15 protein-coding genes and 1 riboswitch are annotated in these 17,729 nt (G+C 28.5%); of the genes, 13 read left to right on the plus strand and 2 right to left on the minus strand.

What is annotated here, in order from left to right; genetic code table 11:
- The first annotated feature begins 5 nt into the window (after positions 1 to 5).
- Both pstB and phoU read left to right on the plus strand, forming a co-directional pair.
- Positions 6 to 764: a phosphate ABC transporter ATP-binding protein PstB gene (gene pstB / locus TEGL_RS03590; RefSeq protein WP_018592260.1), complete on the plus strand. Its 759-nt coding sequence runs from the start codon at positions 6 to 8 to the stop codon at positions 762 to 764.
- Positions 765 to 781: 17 nt separating this feature from the next.
- The gene (gene phoU / locus TEGL_RS03595) at positions 782 to 1,441 is read left to right on the plus strand and encodes a phosphate signaling complex protein PhoU (protein ID WP_018592259.1); all 660 of its coding nucleotides are present in this window, start codon (positions 782 to 784) and stop codon (positions 1,439 to 1,441) included.
- Between the two features lie 70 nt (positions 1,442 to 1,511).
- On the opposite strand, the gene TEGL_RS03600 is transcribed toward phoU, so the two are convergent.
- On the minus strand, positions 1,512 to 1,850 hold the full coding sequence (locus TEGL_RS03600) for a phage holin family protein (protein ID WP_018592258.1): 339 nt from the start codon (positions 1,848 to 1,850) through the stop codon (positions 1,512 to 1,514).
- Positions 1,851 to 2,030: 180 nt separating this feature from the next.
- The gene (locus TEGL_RS03605) at positions 2,031 to 2,342 is read right to left on the minus strand and encodes a rhodanese-like domain-containing protein (protein ID WP_018592257.1); all 312 of its coding nucleotides are present in this window, start codon (positions 2,340 to 2,342) and stop codon (positions 2,031 to 2,033) included.
- Positions 2,343 to 2,559: 217 nt separating this feature from the next.
- On the opposite strand from TEGL_RS03605, the gene TEGL_RS03610 reads away from it, so the two are divergent.
- The 11 genes from TEGL_RS03610 to TEGL_RS03660 all read left to right on the plus strand — a co-directional run bounded on the left by TEGL_RS03610 (position 2,560) and on the right by TEGL_RS03660 (position 17,720).
- Complete coding sequence (locus TEGL_RS03610) at positions 2,560 to 5,037, plus strand: CoA-disulfide reductase (protein WP_018592256.1); 2,478 nt, start codon at positions 2,560 to 2,562, stop codon at positions 5,035 to 5,037.
- A 124-nt stretch (positions 5,038 to 5,161) separates the two neighbouring features.
- Complete coding sequence (gene trxA, locus TEGL_RS03615; RefSeq protein WP_018592255.1) at positions 5,162 to 5,470, plus strand: thioredoxin; 309 nt, start codon at positions 5,162 to 5,164, stop codon at positions 5,468 to 5,470.
- 327 nt (positions 5,471 to 5,797) lie between these two features.
- Entirely contained in the window at positions 5,798 to 7,153 is a 1,356-nt protein-coding gene (locus tag TEGL_RS03620; protein WP_018592254.1) for a C40 family peptidase, read from the plus strand.
- A 183-nt stretch (positions 7,154 to 7,336) separates the two neighbouring features.
- Positions 7,337 to 8,257 (plus strand): pyridoxamine 5'-phosphate oxidase family protein, encoded by a 921-nt coding sequence (locus TEGL_RS03625; protein ID WP_081617909.1) that lies wholly within the window; start codon positions 7,337 to 7,339, stop codon positions 8,255 to 8,257.
- Positions 8,258 to 8,357: 100 nt separating this feature from the next.
- A riboswitch (SAM riboswitch) is annotated at positions 8,358 to 8,462 on the plus strand.
- Positions 8,463 to 8,564: 102 nt separating this feature from the next.
- Positions 8,565 to 9,884 carry a Na+/H+ antiporter NhaC family protein gene (locus tag TEGL_RS03630; protein ID WP_018592252.1) on the plus strand — a complete coding sequence of 440 codons (1,320 nt, stop codon included), beginning with the start codon at positions 8,565 to 8,567 and terminating at the stop codon, positions 9,882 to 9,884.
- Between the two features lie 247 nt (positions 9,885 to 10,131).
- Entirely contained in the window at positions 10,132 to 10,959 is an 828-nt protein-coding gene (locus TEGL_RS03635) for an undecaprenyl-diphosphate phosphatase (protein WP_018592251.1), read from the plus strand.
- A gap of 101 nt (positions 10,960 to 11,060) precedes the next feature.
- Positions 11,061 to 11,603, plus strand: coding sequence for a CD3072 family TudS-related putative desulfidase (locus TEGL_RS03640; protein ID WP_018592250.1), 543 nt, complete (start codon positions 11,061 to 11,063; stop codon positions 11,601 to 11,603).
- 106 nt (positions 11,604 to 11,709) lie between these two features.
- Positions 11,710 to 12,279, plus strand: coding sequence for a CD3073 family putative ECF transporter S component (locus tag TEGL_RS03645; protein WP_018592249.1), 570 nt, complete (start codon positions 11,710 to 11,712; stop codon positions 12,277 to 12,279).
- Positions 12,280 to 12,806: 527 nt separating this feature from the next.
- Positions 12,807 to 14,633: a glutamine--fructose-6-phosphate transaminase (isomerizing) gene (glmS, locus tag TEGL_RS03650; protein ID WP_338460404.1), complete on the plus strand. Its 1,827-nt coding sequence runs from the start codon at positions 12,807 to 12,809 to the stop codon at positions 14,631 to 14,633.
- Positions 14,634 to 14,940: 307 nt separating this feature from the next.
- Complete coding sequence (locus TEGL_RS03655) at positions 14,941 to 15,762, plus strand: SDR family oxidoreductase (protein ID WP_018592729.1); 822 nt, start codon at positions 14,941 to 14,943, stop codon at positions 15,760 to 15,762.
- Between the two features lie 35 nt (positions 15,763 to 15,797).
- Positions 15,798 to 17,720: a BglG family transcription antiterminator gene (locus TEGL_RS03660; protein ID WP_018592730.1), complete on the plus strand. Its 1,923-nt coding sequence runs from the start codon at positions 15,798 to 15,800 to the stop codon at positions 17,718 to 17,720.
- Positions 17,721 to 17,729 lie beyond the last annotated feature (9 nt).

Genomic DNA, 17,729 nt, shown 5'->3' on the forward strand with positions numbered 1-17,729 from the left:
TTAAAATGTCACAAAATATTAAAATAAGCGTAAGAAATTTAGAATTATTTTATGGTGATAATAAAGCTTTAAAAAATATAAATATAGATATAGAAGCTAACGAAGTAACTGCTTTAATTGGTCCATCGGGATGTGGAAAATCTACCTTTTTAAGAACTTTAAATAGAATGAACGATCTTATTGATAATGTGAAAATAACTGGAGAAATTAAGTTAGAAGGGGTAGATATTTATAAAGATGATGATGTTATAGAACTTAGGACAAAGGTGGGAATGGTATTTCAAAAACCAAACCCATTTCCAATGAGTATTTATGATAATGTGGCATATGGGCCAAGAGTACATGGTATAAAAGATAAAAAACAGCTGGATAAAATTGTTGAAGAAAGTTTAAAAGGTGCGGCTATTTGGGATGAAGTTAAAGATAGGATTAAATTTTCAGCTCTTGGACTGTCTGGAGGTCAACAGCAACGTATTTGCATAGCTAGGACTATTGCTCTTAAGCCTGAGGTTATACTTATGGATGAACCAACTTCAGCCCTAGACCCTATCTCCACACTAAAAGTAGAAGAGCTTATAGAAGAGATGAAGGAAAAGTTTACAGTGGTAATAGTAACTCACAATATGCAACAAGCGGCAAGGATTTCTGATAAAACAGCATTTTTTCTAAGTGGTGATTTAGTGGAGTTTGATAACACAAAAACAGTATTTACAAATCCTACAGATCAAAGAACAGAAGACTATATTACAGGTAGATTTGGATGAAAATAAGGAGTGTTTACATGAAAAAAAATGATAATAACTTGGGTTTAAGTATAAATTATTTAAAGGATATTGCCGTAGAAATGATGGGTAAGTGTGAAAATATTGTTGAAGAAGCTGTAAATGCAATGGTTGAAAAAGATATAGACAAATCTAAAGAAATAATAGGTCTAGACGATGATATAGATAATCTAAGAGGATATATAAGAGAGCAAATTATTGAACTTATTGCACTTAGACAACCAATGGCAAAGGATTTAAGAACTATATATGCACTTAGTACTATGTCTACGGAACTTGAAAGAATTGGTGATTACGCTGTAAATATTGCTATGGAAACAATTAAGATAGGTGAAGATGAGTACGTCGAAGAGCTAATAGATATACCTAAAATGAAAAGAGTAAGTATGGATATGTTAAAAAGTGCAAAAACTGCTTTTATAAATAGTGATGTAAAGCTAGCTCATAAAACAGCTCTACAAGATGATATAATAGACGATTTATATAATGAAGTATATATAGATTGTATCTCTGCCATGAAAAGAGATGAAAGAAACATACCTCAGGCTGTAAGGTTATTGCTGGTTGGACGATTTTTAGAAAGAATAGGAGATCATGTAACAAATATTTGTGAAATGATAATATACTCAATTAAAGGCGAAATGCTCGAGCTGGATTAAATTAAAAAATCTGTAAAGAAAATATCTTTACAGATTTTTTATTACAATAAAACATCATTTAATGATGTTATCAATCAAAAATATTATAGAATATAGAATTGGCTATAGATAATAGTATGGCAGCCCAAATTGAATTTAAGATTCCATTAAGTTCTGCACCTGGTACTATAGAAAAAGCTAAGTATAGAACTATACCATTAATAACTAATGAAAATAGCCCTAAAGTTAAAATAGTTATAGGAAATGAGAAAAATTGTATAATAGGTTTTACTATTAAGTTAAGGCATCCAAAAATTATAGTAAGCATTATTAAAGCTGATAAAGAACCTATATATACACTAGACATTAAATTTGAAATTATAAATAAAGATATTGCATTAATAACAATAAACAAAGATATTCTTCTCATGTTAATTCTCCTTTTCTTTTAATTATGTAAGTTCATTACTTCAAATAAAGTATATGTAATCTTATAATTATTATATAACAAATTTTGAATACTATTAAAAATCTTATAAATATTAAGAAATACTTAAGAAATTTATAATAAAATACCCACTTTAGATATTTCATGTGGGTATTTTTATTTTTATAAATAATTCAAATGGCCAATAATGCCCTGTGTTAAATTGTATAAATGTTTAAATCCATATTCATCTAATAAATGGGCAGCATAAACACTTCTTTTTCCAGAGCGACAGTAAATAATAACTTTTTCATTTTTATAAGGTAATAAGTTATCTATTTGTGAATCTAAATCACTTATAGGAATATTTATAGCATTAGGAATACGGCTAGTATTATATTCAGCCTCTGTTCTAACATCAAGTAAGATAAGTTTTTCTTTATTATTTATCATATTATTTAGCTCTGATGAACTTATATCTTCATATATCTTCATTGAAAGGTCTCCTTTAAATATTGTTTCACAATTTTATTGATTGTATATAAAAATCTATTTATAAAATAATTACCCATTTATTATTATTTGAAATCTTAATGATATAAAAAATAAATAAAAAAAATTGGGTTTTATGTGACAATGTTACAGTCGAAAAAATCTTATTCCTATATATTGTAAGTATTAGGTAGCATTTATAAAAAGGAGGGTTTTTATAATGAGTAAGAAGATAATTATAGTTGGAGGTGTAGCAGGTGGTGCATCTACAGCAGCTAGACTTAGAAGATTAGATGAAAACGCAAATATTATAATGTTTGAAAAAGGCGAATATATTTCTTTTGCTAACTGTGGGCTTCCATATTATATTGGGGGAACAATAAGTGAAAGAGATAAGCTAATAGTTACGAGTGTAGGATCTATGGGCAATAAGTTTAACATAGACATAAGAAATTTTAGTGAAGTTATTAAAATAGATAAGGAAAATAAAATAGTAACAGTTAAAAATCACACAACTAATGAAACTTATGAAGAAAATTATGATGACTTAGTTTTATCGCCTGGAGCTAGTCCTATTAAACCGCCAATTTCAGGTATCAATGATTGTGATAATTTATTTACTTTGAGAAATATACCAGATACAGATAAAATCAAGAATTTTATAAATGAGAATAAACCAAAGCATGTCACTGTAGTTGGTGGAGGGTTTATTGGTCTTGAAATGCTAGAAAACTTGTATGACTTGGGATTAAAGATGACATTAGTAGAAGCTAGTGAACAAGTTATGGCACCATTAGATATAGAAATGGCAAGTATAATTCATGAACATCTTGTAGATAAAGGTATACAAGTTATTTTAAAAGATGGTGTAAATTCTTTTGAGAATTATGGTAAAAAGATAGTATTATCAAGTGGAAAAGAAATAAATACGGATATGATAATTTTATCTATAGGTGTAAAACCAGAAACAAATATTGCAAAAGAATGTGACCTTAAAGTAAATCAACGTGGAGCCATAGTAGTTGATAAGAATATGAAAACTTCATATGATAATATTTACGCATTAGGTGATGCAGTGGAGATTATGGATTTCGTAAATAAAAAACCTACAATGATTCCTCTTGCATGGCCAGCAAATAGACAAGGTAGAATAGTTGCAGATAATATTTGTGGTAAAAAATCAGAGTACAAAGGTAGTCTTGGTTCATCTGTAGCAAAAGTTTTTGATTATACTGTGGCTACAACGGGAAATAATGAAAAAACTTTGAAAAAATTAGGAATTGATTATGAAGTAATTCATATTCATCCATCATCAAGTGCATCATATTACCCTGGTTCTTTTCCGATTTGTTATAAAATGATATTTGATCCTAAGGATGGAAAAATATTTGGAGCACAAGGTGTGGGAATAAATGGAGTAGAAAAAAGAATTGATATAATAGCTACTGCAATAAAAGGTAATCTTAATATATATGATTTGCAAGATGTGGAAGTGTGTTATGCTCCACCATACAATTCAGCAAAAGATCCTGTAAATATGCTGGGATATTATGCTGAAAATATAATTGAAAATAATGTAAATGTTATTCAATGGTATGAAGTTGATAAATTAGACAATAATAATTCTATAATTTTAGATATAAGAGAAGAATTTGAATTAGCTACAGGGGTAATAGAAAATTCTATTAATATACCTTTAACAGTTTTAAGACATAGATTAAATGAAATACCTAAGAATAAAATTATTTATGTCACATGCCAAGTAGGACTTAGAGGATATATTGCTTGTAGAATATTATCTCAAAATGGTTTTGATTGTGTAAATATTGATGGTGGAATAAAAACTTATTTAGCTGTTAAAAAAGCAGAAAAAGCTTTAAATAATCAAAATATCAGTGAAAATAATGGGGGAAAAGAAATGAATAAAAATGATTTTAATAAGGAAAATGTGGATGCCCATGTTACTTTAGATGCTTGTGGACTTCAATGCCCTGGTCCAATAAGAAGAGTATTTGAAGAAATTAATAAAATGGAAAAAAATCAAATACTAGAAGTTAAGGCCAGTGATCCTGGTTTTACAAAAGACATTGATTCGTGGTGTGATAAAACAGGGAATACTTTATTAAAATCTGAATTTGACAAAAATAAAAAGGCTTTTGTAGCTTATATACAAAAAGGAAGTAAGGATGTAAAAGTAAATCATTCTTGCTCTTTAAGTAACAATGAAAAAGATGGAGCTACAATGGTGGTATTTAGTGGTGACTTAGATAAAGCAATTGCATCATTTATAATAGCAACAGGAGCGGCATCTATGGGAAAACCGGTAACGATGTTCTTTACGTTCTGGGGACTTAATATCTTAAAAAGCAAAGACAAGCCCTCTGTTTCAAAAGATACTGTGGAGAAAATGTTTGATATTATGTTGCCATCAAACACAGATAAATTACCTTTATCACAAATGAATATGGGTGGTATGGGGCCTAAAATGATAAAACAAATTATGAAAAAGCATAATGTGGATGATATTGACACATTAATAAAAAATGCAATGGATATGGGGGTAAAAGTTGTGGCTTGCTCCATGAGTATGGAACTTATGGGCATAAAAGCAGAAGAGTTTATTGATGGTGTAGAAATAGGAGGAGTAGCATCTTATTTAGGAGCAACAGAAGAATCAAACCTAAATTTATTTATATAATATAAAAAATGTGTATTTATGTAAAAAATGGGTATATATATTAATAATAATATGGATATAAATTTGTTATTGTAATAAAATATAAATGACAAATAAAATATAGAAAAATATGGAGGATATTTTAATGGCACAAATACTTAATAACGATAATTTTAATACATCAATAGAGAATGGAGTATGCGTAGTAGACTTTTTTGCAACTTGGTGTGGACCTTGCAAAATGTTAGCTCCTGTATTTGAAGAATTAAGTGGAGAAATGGATACAGCTAATTTCTTTAAAGTTGATGTGGATCAAGCACTAGATGTTGCAAGAAGATATGCGATAACAACTGTTCCAACAATGATAATATTCAAAGATGGAGAAGCAGTAGATAAAATGGTAGGCTTCCTTCCAAAAGAACATATAAAAGCTAAAATAGAAGCTCAATTATAAAAACAAGTAAATTTATTATAAATAAAATGGTGATATCTGTTAAGAGTCACCATTTATTTTTTGAAAATAAATGTAAAAAAATAATATAAAAATCATTGATTTCTATAAAACATATTTATTAAAATTAAATTAGGAAAAAATTACAATTTTGAAAGGAAAAAGTTACGAAAAAGTTACAAAAATGTATTTTTTTTACTGTCGAAATATAGACAAACTAATTTAAAAATGTAATAATAGTATTAATACCAAGTAAATATGTTTCAGATATGTTACATATTGGAAGGGGGATAGAAATTACAATTTATAAAATTGTAAAATCGATTAAATATGAGTATAAATAAAAAATATGTAATGGCAGGTATGCTAGCTACAGCGTTAGTAGCACCAATGACCGATGTGACGAACTCTCATGCAGATGATACAAGAACAATAACAGGAAGAGTAAACTTTAGAACTGGACCAAGCAAGTCATATGATTCTATGGGTAAAATAGAAAAAGGAAAAACAGTTACTTACTTAGGTTCAAATGGCAGTTGGAGAAAAATAAAATATAACTCAAAAACAGGTTATGTTCACAAGGATTATATATCAGATGGAACATCAACTTCAACGAGTGAGAAATATGTTAATACTTCAGCTGGATTAAATGTAAGAAAAGGTCCATCAACTAGCTATGCTAAGATAGCAACATTAACTAATGGAACTAAAGTTAAAGTAATAACTACAAGTGGTGATTGGTCAAAAATTTCTAGTGGAAGTATAACAGGATATGTTTCAAATCAATATTTAAGCAGTAAAGCACCAAGTTCAGGCAATACTTCAGATAATGATAGTAATGAAACATCAATTACAAAATATGTGGATGCAAGTGTTGGACTAAATGTAAGAAAAGGGGCAGGAACAAACTACTCAGTAATAACTACATTAAGTCATGGAACAAAAGTAACTGTAAAATCAACTAGCAATGGATGGTCAAAAATAACTAGTGGAAGTGTAACAGGATATGTTTCTAGTTCATATTTAAGTAGTAGTAAGCCAAGTACTGGCAATAATTCAAATAGTGAAACATCAACTACTAAATACGTAGACTCAAAAGCTGGATTAAATGTAAGAAAAGGAGCTGGAACAAGCTACTCAGTAATAACTACATTAAGTCATGGAACAAAAGTAACTGTAAAATCAACTAGTAATGGATGGTCAAAAATAACTAGTGGAAGTGTAACAGGATATGTTTCGAGTACATATTTAACTAGTAAAAAACCATCTTCTGGAAGTTCTTCAGATTCTAATACTTCAACTAGTACTTCAGCAAGTAAGGTAATTTCTTATGCAAAAAAATTATTAGGAAAGCCTTATGTATGGGGTGCTCAAGGACCTAGTGGATTTGACTGTTCAGGGTTTACATACTATGTATTTAAAAATGCTGCTGGAATAACATTACCAAGAACATCATCTTTACAAAGTAACTATGGAACTTATGTAAGTAGAAGTAATTTAAAACCTGGAGACTTAGTATTCTTTGACACTGTTGGATCAAATAATGGTGGAGTTACTCACTGTGGTATTTATATAGGAAATGGACAATTAATCCATGCTGCATCTGGGCAAGGAAAAGTTGTTATAAACGATATGAATAGTTCGTACTATGTAAATACTTATGTAAATGCAAGAAGAGTTTTATAATCATCGAAAAGAAAAAGTACATATTGGAATTATTAAGTAAATCTTAATAATTCCTTTTTTTATTATTGAAAAAAATATAAAGATAATAAAAACATAAGATGTTTACACATTTAATAGACGTGAGTTATGAAAAGTGTAACAATAGTAAGAAAGGTATATATGATAATAATTCCTAAAAAATAAATGTCAAATAATAAGATTTATTATGAAGAGGTGGATAAAATGAATATTACTCTTATTTTATATGAAAGTAAGTATGAAACATGTAAGGTTATCTCAAACACCGTATGTCCAATATTAGGCCCAGCAAAATCTTTTGACATTAATGATTCACCGCATGATATTAAACATTATTCTAATATTGTTTTAGTGTTTTCTTTGTATGGACAAAATAACTGTGAAAAAATTTTGAAATATATAGAGGAAAATAAAATAGACTTAAATAATAAAAGAGTGGCCTTAGTATGTATAGGATTAAATAAACAAGAGGCATTAAATAAGATTGAACAATTAAAAAAAGTTGTCAATAATGAAAATATTTTTTGTGAGTATATAAAGGGTGAAATGTTTATAAATAAGTTTACTACTGAGGATAACAAAGTATTAGAATTAGGTAAAAACTTGAGAGAATATTTTAATACACCTAAGTTTATACCTCCAGTTAATATAACTAAAAAAGAAATTGAAACCTTTCTTAAAAATAAAAATACATGTACACTTGCTACTGGATATGGAGACTTTGTAAGGGCAACACCTTTAGAATATGAGTATTACGATGGAAACATTTATATAACTAGTGAAGGTGGTCTAAAGTTTATAGGGCTTTCAAAAAACAATCAAATATCTCTTTGTGTATATGAAGATTATAAAAGTATGAATAATTTATGTGGTTTGCAAATAAGTGGAGAAGCAGAAATTATAAAACCTTGGTGTGAAGAATATATAGACTTACTTATTAGAAAAAATATTAAGGTAGAAAATATATCAAAATTACCTTTTGATATGAATGTAATAAAAATTGTACCAAGTAAGTACGAATTTTTATATTCTAAATTTAAAAATTTGGGATTTGACACAAAACAAATCTATATACCTGAAAAATAGTCTGTACTTTATATGTTATATTAGAATTTTTTAATAATAAAAAGTTGACAGTAAATAAAAAATATTCTAATATATTAATTAATAAAAATAAATATTTACTTACTTATCAAGAGTGGTGGAGGGACAGGCCCTATGATACCCGGCAACCGATATATATTTATATAAAAAGGTGCTAAATCCTGCAGCGAAGGCTGAAAGATGAGGAATAACATAGTTTATAAAAGCTTGAGATTATTCTCAAGCTTTTTTTATTCTTGAAAGTAAAATTTCAACTGATAGTAAGTATTATAAGGAAGGGAGAATAATTATGAGCAAGGAAAGACAAAAAGGTAGTGCATTGGCATTGTTGCCATTAGTAATATTTTTAGTTTTATTTATTGGAAGTGGAGTTATAAGTGGAGATTTTTATAAAATGCCTACTTTAGTAGCTTTTATAATTTCAACAGCAGTAGCATTTCTATTTAATAGAAAAGCTGATTTTAATAAGAAGATGGAAGTATTTTGTAAAGGTGGAGGAAATAAAGATATTATTTTAATGCTTATAATATTCTTATTTGCTGGAGCTTTCAGTGGTGTATCAAAAGCCATGGGTGGAGCTGATTCTGTAGTAAATTTAGGTTTATCAATAGTACCAGCTAACTTATTAGTTACAGGATTATTTGTTATAGGGTGTTTTATATCTATATCAATGGGAACATCTGTAGGAACTATAGCAGCAATAGGTCCAATAGGTGTAGCAGTCGCTTCAAAAACGGGTATACCAGTAGCTCTAGTTTTAGGTGCAGTAGTAGGTGGAGCAATGTTTGGTGATAACCTATCAATGATATCTGATACAACAATTGCTGCTACAAGAACCCAAGGTTGTGAAATGAGAGATAAGTTTAAAGTAAATTTTTTAATAGTACTGCCAGCGGCTATAATTACTATAATATTATTAACAGTAATGAGCAGAGGATATGTAAGCGTATCAAATGAAACATATAACTATGAGTTAGTAAAAGTTTTACCATATTTGTTTGTACTTATTGGTGCAGTTCTTGGAGCAAATGTATTTTTACTTCTTGGTGGGGGAGTAATATTTGCAGGAACAATAGGAATAATAACAGGATCTTTAGATTTATTTGGGGTAATAACAGCTGTATCGGAAGGAATGACAGGAATGTTCGAACTTTGTATGATATCTGTTGTAGTTGGCGGAATGGTTGAGCTTATAAAGTTTAATGGAGGAATAGATTCTGTACTTGATTTTATACAAAGTAAAATAAAAAATAAAAAAGGTGCTGAATTTGGAATAGCAGCATTAGTCAGTATTGTAGATTTATGTACTGCAAACAATACTATAGCCATAGTAATGGCTGGACCAATAGCTAAAAATATAGCGGATGAATATGAAATAGATTCAAAAAAATCAGCTAGTATATTGGATATATTTTCATCAGTATGGCAAGGAATAATTCCTTATGGAGCGCAACTATTAACTGCGGCAGGTTTGGCTGGAATATCACCATTTGCGATAATTGGGTACTTACACTATCCAATATTAATGTTTCTGTGTGGTATAGTTGCTATAGGTTTAGGTCTTCCAAAAGATAAAAGTAATAAAGGAAAATCAGAAAAAATAGCATAGCTAACTATTTAATATAAAAAGTTATCTAAAATATCTTAGATAACTTTTTTTATAATGAGGATAGTTGTGATGGGATAAATAGGAAAATTAAATTTTTATTTTTTGAAAAATTTGTAATTTTATTACAAAATAGTAAGTATAAAATTATGAGGCTAAGTCATACTTTATATGGTATACTAGAAAAAGACCTAAATATTAATTAGGATTTTTTTTATTCAAATAAAGAAAATATAAATGAGGTGAAAACATGGAATGGATAGAAATATTTAAAGCCATCATATTGGGTATTATTGAAGGAATTACAGAGTGGCTTCCAGTAAGTAGTACAGGTCATATGATATTAGTTGATGAATTTCTACAATTAGGTATGTCGCCAGCTTTCAAAGAAATGTTCTTTGTAGTTATACAGCTAGGTGCCATAATGGCTGTTGTAATTTTATATTGGAAAAAGATTTTTCCTTTTAAATTTGATAGAAAACCATTTGTACAAAAAGACATAATTATTATGTGGATTAAAATAGTAATTGCTTGTATTCCTGCAGCAGTAATTGGATTATTATGGGATGACCAAATAAATGCACTATTTTATAATTTCCAAACAGTAGCTACTATGCTTATTATATTTGGTATTTTATTTATAGTAGTTGAAAATCAGAATAAGGATGTAAGACCTAAAGTTACAAATATGAATCAACTTACATATAAAATGGCTATAATCATAGGATTATTCCAATTAATAGCTGCAGTTTTCCCAGGAACATCTCGTTCAGGGGCAACAATAGTTGGAGCATTATTAATAGGTGTATCAAGGGAAATAGCAGCAGAATTTACATTCTTCTTAGCCATACCAGTAATGTTTGGGGCAAGTTTACTTAAACTAGTTAAATTTGGATTTGCATTTACAAGTTTTGAATTAATAGTATTAGGTGTAGGTACTGTAGTATCATTTGTAGTATCTGTATGGGCAATCAAATTCCTTATGGGATATATTAAAAAACATGACTTTAAAATATTTGGATGGTATAGAATAATACTTGGTATTATTTTATTAGCATATTTTTTCTTTATGATGTAAAATAATTTAGAGTTTTAGATAAAGCTATGGTGAAAATAAATTGCCATGGCTTTTTTATATATAATAAAAATAATAATTTATAGATAAAATAAGGAGGAATTATGAAAAGAATTTTAGTTGTAACACATTGCATTTTAAATAGAGCATCAAAAGTTGAAGGATATAATATAGAAGAAATTAACGAAGAAAATAATTTAAGAAAAGAATTATTAAGTGAAGTTTTTAAAAAAGATATAGAATTATTACAATTACCATGTCCAGAGTTTACAATGTATGGTTCAAAACGTTGGGGACATGAAAAAAATCAATTTGATAATCCATTTTTTAAAAAACATTGTAATAATCTATTAAAGCCTGTGATAGAACAATTAATAGAGTATTATACAAATAAAGAGAAATTTGAAATAATAGGTATTGTTGCTATAGATGGCAGTCCTAGTTGTGGATATAATTTTACTTGCAAAGGTAATTATGGAGGAGAGCTTGGAGGATGTGCATCATTAAATGAAAAAATAAAAAGTATATCTTTGGAGAATGAATCAGGCGTATTTATAGAAGAGTTAAAAAAATTATTGGGTGATTATAATATAAAAATACCAATTAGAACATTAAAAGATGAAATTATTCATTTAAAAAATTTATAATTAATAAGCAGTATTGTATTTTTATATATATGATATCGATTCTCTTGAACTCCAATAAAATCATGATATAATTCAACTGAAATGTAATAAAAAGGGAGATGATATCATGAATAGTAATAAGTCAAGAATGATAACTTTTTGTGGTTTAGCAATAGCAGTAAATATAGTACTTGGTATAGCTACAAGTGCACTTAAGTTACCATTTTATTTGGATACACTAGGAACAGTTATAACTGCAGCACTTATGGGACCAATTCCCGGGGCAATAGTAGGAGCATTAACAAACATAATAACAGGATTTATGTATAGTATAAAAGATATTCCATTCTTATTAGTCAATGTTGCAGTGGCTCTAATAGTAGGATTTGTAGCGAAAAGATTTAAATTTACCTATGTAACTGCATTTATAACAGGATTAATTCTTAGTATAGTTTGTCCATTAATAGGGACTCCAATAGGGGTTGCTATTTACGGAGGTTTAACAGGTACAGCATCTGATGTAATTGTTATGTGGTTAAGAAGTAGTGGTAGTAGTATATTTGCAGCATCATTTATTACAAAGGTGGGGAATAACTTAATAGATAAAGTAGGGACATGCTTATTAGCAGTATTAATAATTAGATATTTACCATATACAATTAAAAATTCTATGAAAGATTATGTAGGAAGCAAATAATAAATAAAAAGTATATTAGTCGTCTAAAAAATATTTTAGGCGATTTTTTACGTTTGCTTCTAATTAAAAATTAAATTTAATTATATTTACTGTGGTTTGAAATGAAGTAAAATAAAACAATTATACAGTATTATAAAAAAAATATGATGAGTAGGATTATTTATATAGATTGACATAGTCTTTATTATATATTAGTATCGTACTTATAAAATAATATAGTTAATTTAATTTTAAAAATATTTATTTAAAAATTTTTTAAAATTAGTTTAATTAAGAGTAAGGTCAAATATAAATATTAAGCGCCAGAACTTAACAACAACATGATTTTTTATTATTAGTATTGGGGGTTAAGTTGACGAGGACAGAGTTAATCGATTTTTCGGCGGATGCTCTGCGGTGTGTTTACCATCGTTAAGGTTTTTTCAAATCATAGAAGTGATTCTGTGGACAAAGGAAAACTTAAGTAAGCTTTTTCATGACCTAACTCTAAAAATATATAAAATAATATTTTTAGGAGGACACATAATATGTGTGGAATAGTTGGATATTTAGGAAGAAGACAGGCAACAGAAGTATTAATAGAAGGTCTGTCAAAATTAGAGTACAGAGGATATGACTCTGCAGGTGTTGCCGTAAATACTGGTGACGAATTAGAAATAAGAAAGTTCAAAGGTAGATTAGCAATACTTGCTGATGATTTACAAAAAAATCCTATTGATGGACATTTAGGAATAGGGCATACAAGATGGGCTACTCATGGAGAGCCATCAGATGTAAACTCACATCCTCATTATAATATGGATAAAACAATAGCAGTTGTTCACAATGGTATAATAGAAAATTACCTTGAATTAAAAGCTGAATTAGAATCTGAAGGAGTTAAATTCTTATCTCAAACAGATACAGAAATAGTAGCTCACATGGTAAGTAAATACTATGAAGGAAATCTTTTAGGAGCAGTATATAAAGCAACTGAAAGGTTCAGAGGAGCTTATGCATTAGGTGTAGTATGTGCTGACAATGCAAATGAATTAGTAGCAGTAAGAAAAGATAGTCCATTAGTTGTAGGTTTAGGTGAAGATGAAAATATGGTGGCATCTGATATACCTGCAATATTAAAATATACAAGAAATGTTTACTTCTTAGAAAATGGTGAATTTGTTCACATAGAAGGAAATAAAGTAACTGTTTTAAATGAAAATAAAGAAGTAGTAGAAAAAGAAGTAAGTGAAATAACTTGGGATGTGGAAGCAGCATCTAAAGGTGGATTTGATAGTTTCATGGCAAAAGAAATCTACGAACAACCAAAAGGTGTAGAAGATACTCTTCTTAGAAGATTAGACGAAAATGGAAGAATAAAACTAGACGATATAAAAATAACTAAAGAAGATTTAGATAAAATAAACAAAGTTTATATAGTAGCTTGTGGTACTGCTTATCATGCAGGACTTGTTGGAAAATATGCTATAGAAAAATTCGCTAAAATACCAGTAATAGCTGATATAGCTTCTGAATTTAGATATAGCGATCCATTTGTAGATGAAAATACTTTAATAATAATAGTAAGTCAATCAGGAGAAACAGCTGATACTTTAGCAGCACTTAGAGATGCCAAATCAAAAGGTGCTAGAGTATTATCGATAACTAATGTTGTTGGTTCATCAATAGCTAGAGAGTCTGACGATATATTCTACACATGGGCAGGTCCAGAGATAGCAGTTGCATCTACAAAAGCTTATACAACACAATTAACAGCATTTTATATGATAGCATTAAACTTGGCTATGACAAAAGGAACTATAAGTGAAGAAGAATACTTTGAAATGATAGGCAAGTTAAAAGAGATGCCATCACAAGTTGAAAAAGTATTACAATGTGATGAGTTACTAAAAGAAATAGCAAGTGAAATAAAAGATAAAAATGATATGTTCTATTTAGGTAGAGGGATTGATTATGCACTGGCTATGGAAGGTTCTTTAAAAATAAAAGAAATATCTTATATGCATGCTGAAGCTTTCGCTGCTGGAGAATTAAAACATGGAACAATAGCTTTAATAGAAGAAGGAACTCCTGTTTTAGTTTTAGCTACTCAAGAGCAGTTATTTGAAAAGATGCTTTCAAATATGCAAGAAGTTAAAGCTAGGGGAGCTAAAGTTATAGCAATAGCTAAAGAACACAATAAAGAAGTAGAAAAATCAGCTGATAGAGTAATATATATACCAGAAGTTGATGATATGTATGCGAGTATAACAGCTGTTGTACCAATGCAACTACTTTCTTATCATGTAGCTCAAATGAGAGGATGCGACATAGATAAGCCTAGAAACTTAGCTAAATCAGTTACAGTTGAATAAAAATATAATGTAAAAGAATAGATGGAAGGTGTTGTATTGTAATGTTTTTAACATGAAGATACAATGCCTTTTTTATTTATAAAAATACGAATAGTTCAATTATATATAAAATAATTATCAACCAATATTTGGTAATAGTTTCTATGATATGTACAAACCATTTATTATACTAGTATAATATCATATAAACATTAAATTAAATACATTATAACTAAGAAATTCTTCTGGCGGGAAAAAGATGATATTAATTAAAATTAATATCTTTGGTAGACTTATCTTAACAAATAACAGATAAGGAGATAAGCGAATGGAAAAATCATGGTTGAGTTTAGAAAATAAAACAGTCCTTGTTACAGGCGGAGCTTCAGGAATTGGGAAAGCCGTTGCACAAGAATTTTTAAATGTAGGTGCGAATGTAGTTGTATGTGATTTAAATCCAAATGAGCCAGAATTTCAAATAGAAGAAAATAGCGGGAAAATGTTATATGCAAATATGAATGTAACAGATAAAGAAAGTATAAGTTCAGCAGTACAAAAAGCTAAAGAAACTTTCGGAAGCATAGATGTATTAGTAAATAATGCAGGTATAAATATACCTTCTTTACTAATTGATGACAAGGAAGAAAATAGTAAGTATGAACTAAATGATAATATATATGATAAAGTAATGGACATAAATGTAAAGGGAGTATATTTATGTGCACAAATTGCAGGAAGAGAAATGGTAAAACAAGGACATGGTGTAATAATAAATATGTCTTCTGAATGTGGTCTTGAAGGTTCTGAAGGTCAAGGAATATATGCAGCAAGTAAAAATGCAGTAAATTCATTTACAAGATCTTGGGCAAAAGAGCTTGGTAAAAAAGGAGTAAGGGTTGTAGGGGTAGCACCAGGAATAATGGAAGCTACAGGATTAAGAACTTTAGCATATGAAGAAGCACTTTCATATACGAGAGGGATAACAGTAGACGAATTAAGAGCTGGTTATACAAAGTCATCTACGACTCCAATAGGAAGAGATGGAAAACTAAGCGAAGTAGCAAATACAGTATGTTTCTTAGCATCTGAAAGAGCAGGATATATTCATGGGGTTACTGTAAATGTGGCTGGTGGAAAGACTAGAGGATAGACATAAAAATTAATCTGCAATAGGGAGGGAGATTGATGAATATTATAAATGAAGAAAATCGCTTATGTAAAATATTAAGAATTATAGAACAAAGTAATTTAACGTCCTCACAATCTATTGCAGATAAACTAGGTGTTAGTACAAAAACCGTAAAAAATGAAATAAAAGAACTAAATAGATTGCTAAAAGGATATGCGTTGATTGATATTAAACAAGGTAAATATGTACTTTATGTTATTGATCAACAAAACTTTGATATAGTAAGGCAAGACTTAGGCATACAAGATGACTTTTTTAACTCACAACAAAATAGAATGTCATATATTTTGTATAAGTTAATGAATAGTGATGTGCCCTACCTAACAGATGATTTAGCAGAAGAAATGAACATAGGAAAAACTACTTTTATAGGTGATTTAAAAAAATTAAGAAATAAGATGGAAAAGTATAATTTAAAGATTGTCGGGAAAACGAATACAGGATTATTTCTTGAAGGAAATGAAGTAGATATTAGAATGTGTTTATTACAAGACATGTATGGTCCAATTTATAAAGAATTCAAAATTGATGAAGACATAATTGAATCCATATCTAAAATTTGTAGAGAAAATGCTTTGGGAAGTGGAGCAATAGATAACTTTATAAAATTCTTTACAGTTATGATAGATAGATTGCTAAATGATTATACAATTAAATCTTTAGATGATAAATATGTAGAACTAGAATCTACAAAAACATTTGAATTTGTAGACAAGCTTTTAGATGAGGTAGAAAAAATTATACCTGTAAAAGTTCCTGTGAATGAGAGAATATTTATGGTCTTACCTATAATTAGTATGAGAACTCCCATAAACTCTCAGGGAATAAAAGAAATTGAAGTGTCTGATGAGACAATTGATTTAGTTCAGGAAATAATAACCTTAATAAAAAGCCAGATGAATATAACTATTATGCCAGGCGATTTCTTTGATGAATTTGTATATCATATGTTTTTCATGATAAATAGAGTTAAATTTGGTATAAAAATTAAAAATCCTATTTTAGAAGATATTAAGGAAAAATATTCAGTGGCATTTAAAATGGCGGAATTATCTAAGTGTATTGTTGAAGACAAATTAGGTAAAAAAGTATCTAAAGATGAAGTAGGATATATGGCTATGTACTTTGGGGTTTTTATATCAGAGAATTCATATAAGAATAAAATCTATAGAGTAGCAATTATATGTGGAAGTGGGGTATTAACTGCAAGAATTATATCCAGTCAGTTAAAGAAAATTTTATCTTCAGAATCAGAAATAGATATATATTCAAGTACAGAAGTTAATGATGAGTTATTAAACAAATATGACTTAATATGTTCCACATATAAATTAACTTGTGATATAAATACACCGATTATATATATGAAAGAGATATTTGATGAACACCAATTTAGAAATCAAATCGAGCAAGTCAAATACACTCAAAAATTGGAAGTTCCTCTATTACAGGGAATAGATTCTATACTTTTAAATTTATTAGATGAAGAAAAGTTTTTCGTTTTAGATAATAATTTAAGTTATAAAGAAAATATAAACTTAATGGTTGATGCACTTCAAAATAATGGATATGTGGATGATGGTTTTAAAGAACGACTTAAGAAGAGAGAAGACAACTCTACTATGGTTTTTGATAAACATATTGCTATACCACATGTTGTAAATTATGAAAGTGATAATATTGTTTTGGCTCTTGGAGTATTTGATGATACTTTAGCTATTGATAAAGATAGAAATGTGAAACTAGTATTTTTACTTGGTATCCCAGAAGAGCTTGGTGAAAATGAAATATTACTAATTAAAATTTATAACGAAATCATTTCCATTGCTAAAGATGAAAATAAAATAAAAGAAATATCTAGGTTAAAAAAATATAAGGATTTAGTTCTTTATAAGATAAAAGAAGACAGTACTTTTTAAAAGATGAGG

Source organism: Terrisporobacter glycolicus ATCC 14880 = DSM 1288, from assembly GCF_036812735.1.
Lineage (GTDB): Bacteria > Bacillota > Clostridia > Peptostreptococcales > Peptostreptococcaceae > Terrisporobacter > Terrisporobacter glycolicus.

What these genes read in the sequence shown, in the direction of transcription:
- pstB (WP_018592260.1), top strand. Translation starts at nt 6, where the DNA reads ATGTCACAAAATATTAAAATAAGCGTAAGAAATTTAGAATTATTTTAT.
- phoU (WP_018592259.1), top strand. Translation starts at nt 782, where the DNA reads ATGAAAAAAAATGATAATAACTTGGGTTTAAGTATAAATTATTTAAAG.
- TEGL_RS03600 (WP_018592258.1), bottom strand. Translation starts at nt 1,850, where the DNA reads ATGAGAAGAATATCTTTGTTTATTGTTATTAATGCAATATCTTTATTT.
- TEGL_RS03605 (WP_018592257.1), bottom strand. Translation starts at nt 2,342, where the DNA reads ATGAAGATATATGAAGATATAAGTTCATCAGAGCTAAATAATATGATA.
- TEGL_RS03610 (WP_018592256.1), top strand. Translation starts at nt 2,560, where the DNA reads ATGAGTAAGAAGATAATTATAGTTGGAGGTGTAGCAGGTGGTGCATCT.
- trxA (WP_018592255.1), top strand. Translation starts at nt 5,162, where the DNA reads ATGGCACAAATACTTAATAACGATAATTTTAATACATCAATAGAGAAT.
- TEGL_RS03620 (WP_018592254.1), top strand. Translation starts at nt 5,798, where the DNA reads ATGAGTATAAATAAAAAATATGTAATGGCAGGTATGCTAGCTACAGCG.
- TEGL_RS03625 (WP_081617909.1), top strand. Translation starts at nt 7,337, where the DNA reads ATGTCAAATAATAAGATTTATTATGAAGAGGTGGATAAAATGAATATT.
- TEGL_RS03630 (WP_018592252.1), top strand. Translation starts at nt 8,565, where the DNA reads ATGAGCAAGGAAAGACAAAAAGGTAGTGCATTGGCATTGTTGCCATTA.
- TEGL_RS03635 (WP_018592251.1), top strand. Translation starts at nt 10,132, where the DNA reads ATGGAATGGATAGAAATATTTAAAGCCATCATATTGGGTATTATTGAA.
- TEGL_RS03640 (WP_018592250.1), top strand. Translation starts at nt 11,061, where the DNA reads ATGAAAAGAATTTTAGTTGTAACACATTGCATTTTAAATAGAGCATCA.
- TEGL_RS03645 (WP_018592249.1), top strand. Translation starts at nt 11,710, where the DNA reads ATGAATAGTAATAAGTCAAGAATGATAACTTTTTGTGGTTTAGCAATA.
- glmS (WP_338460404.1), top strand. Translation starts at nt 12,807, where the DNA reads ATGTGTGGAATAGTTGGATATTTAGGAAGAAGACAGGCAACAGAAGTA.
- TEGL_RS03655 (WP_018592729.1), top strand. Translation starts at nt 14,941, where the DNA reads ATGGAAAAATCATGGTTGAGTTTAGAAAATAAAACAGTCCTTGTTACA.
- TEGL_RS03660 (WP_018592730.1), top strand. Translation starts at nt 15,798, where the DNA reads ATGAATATTATAAATGAAGAAAATCGCTTATGTAAAATATTAAGAATT.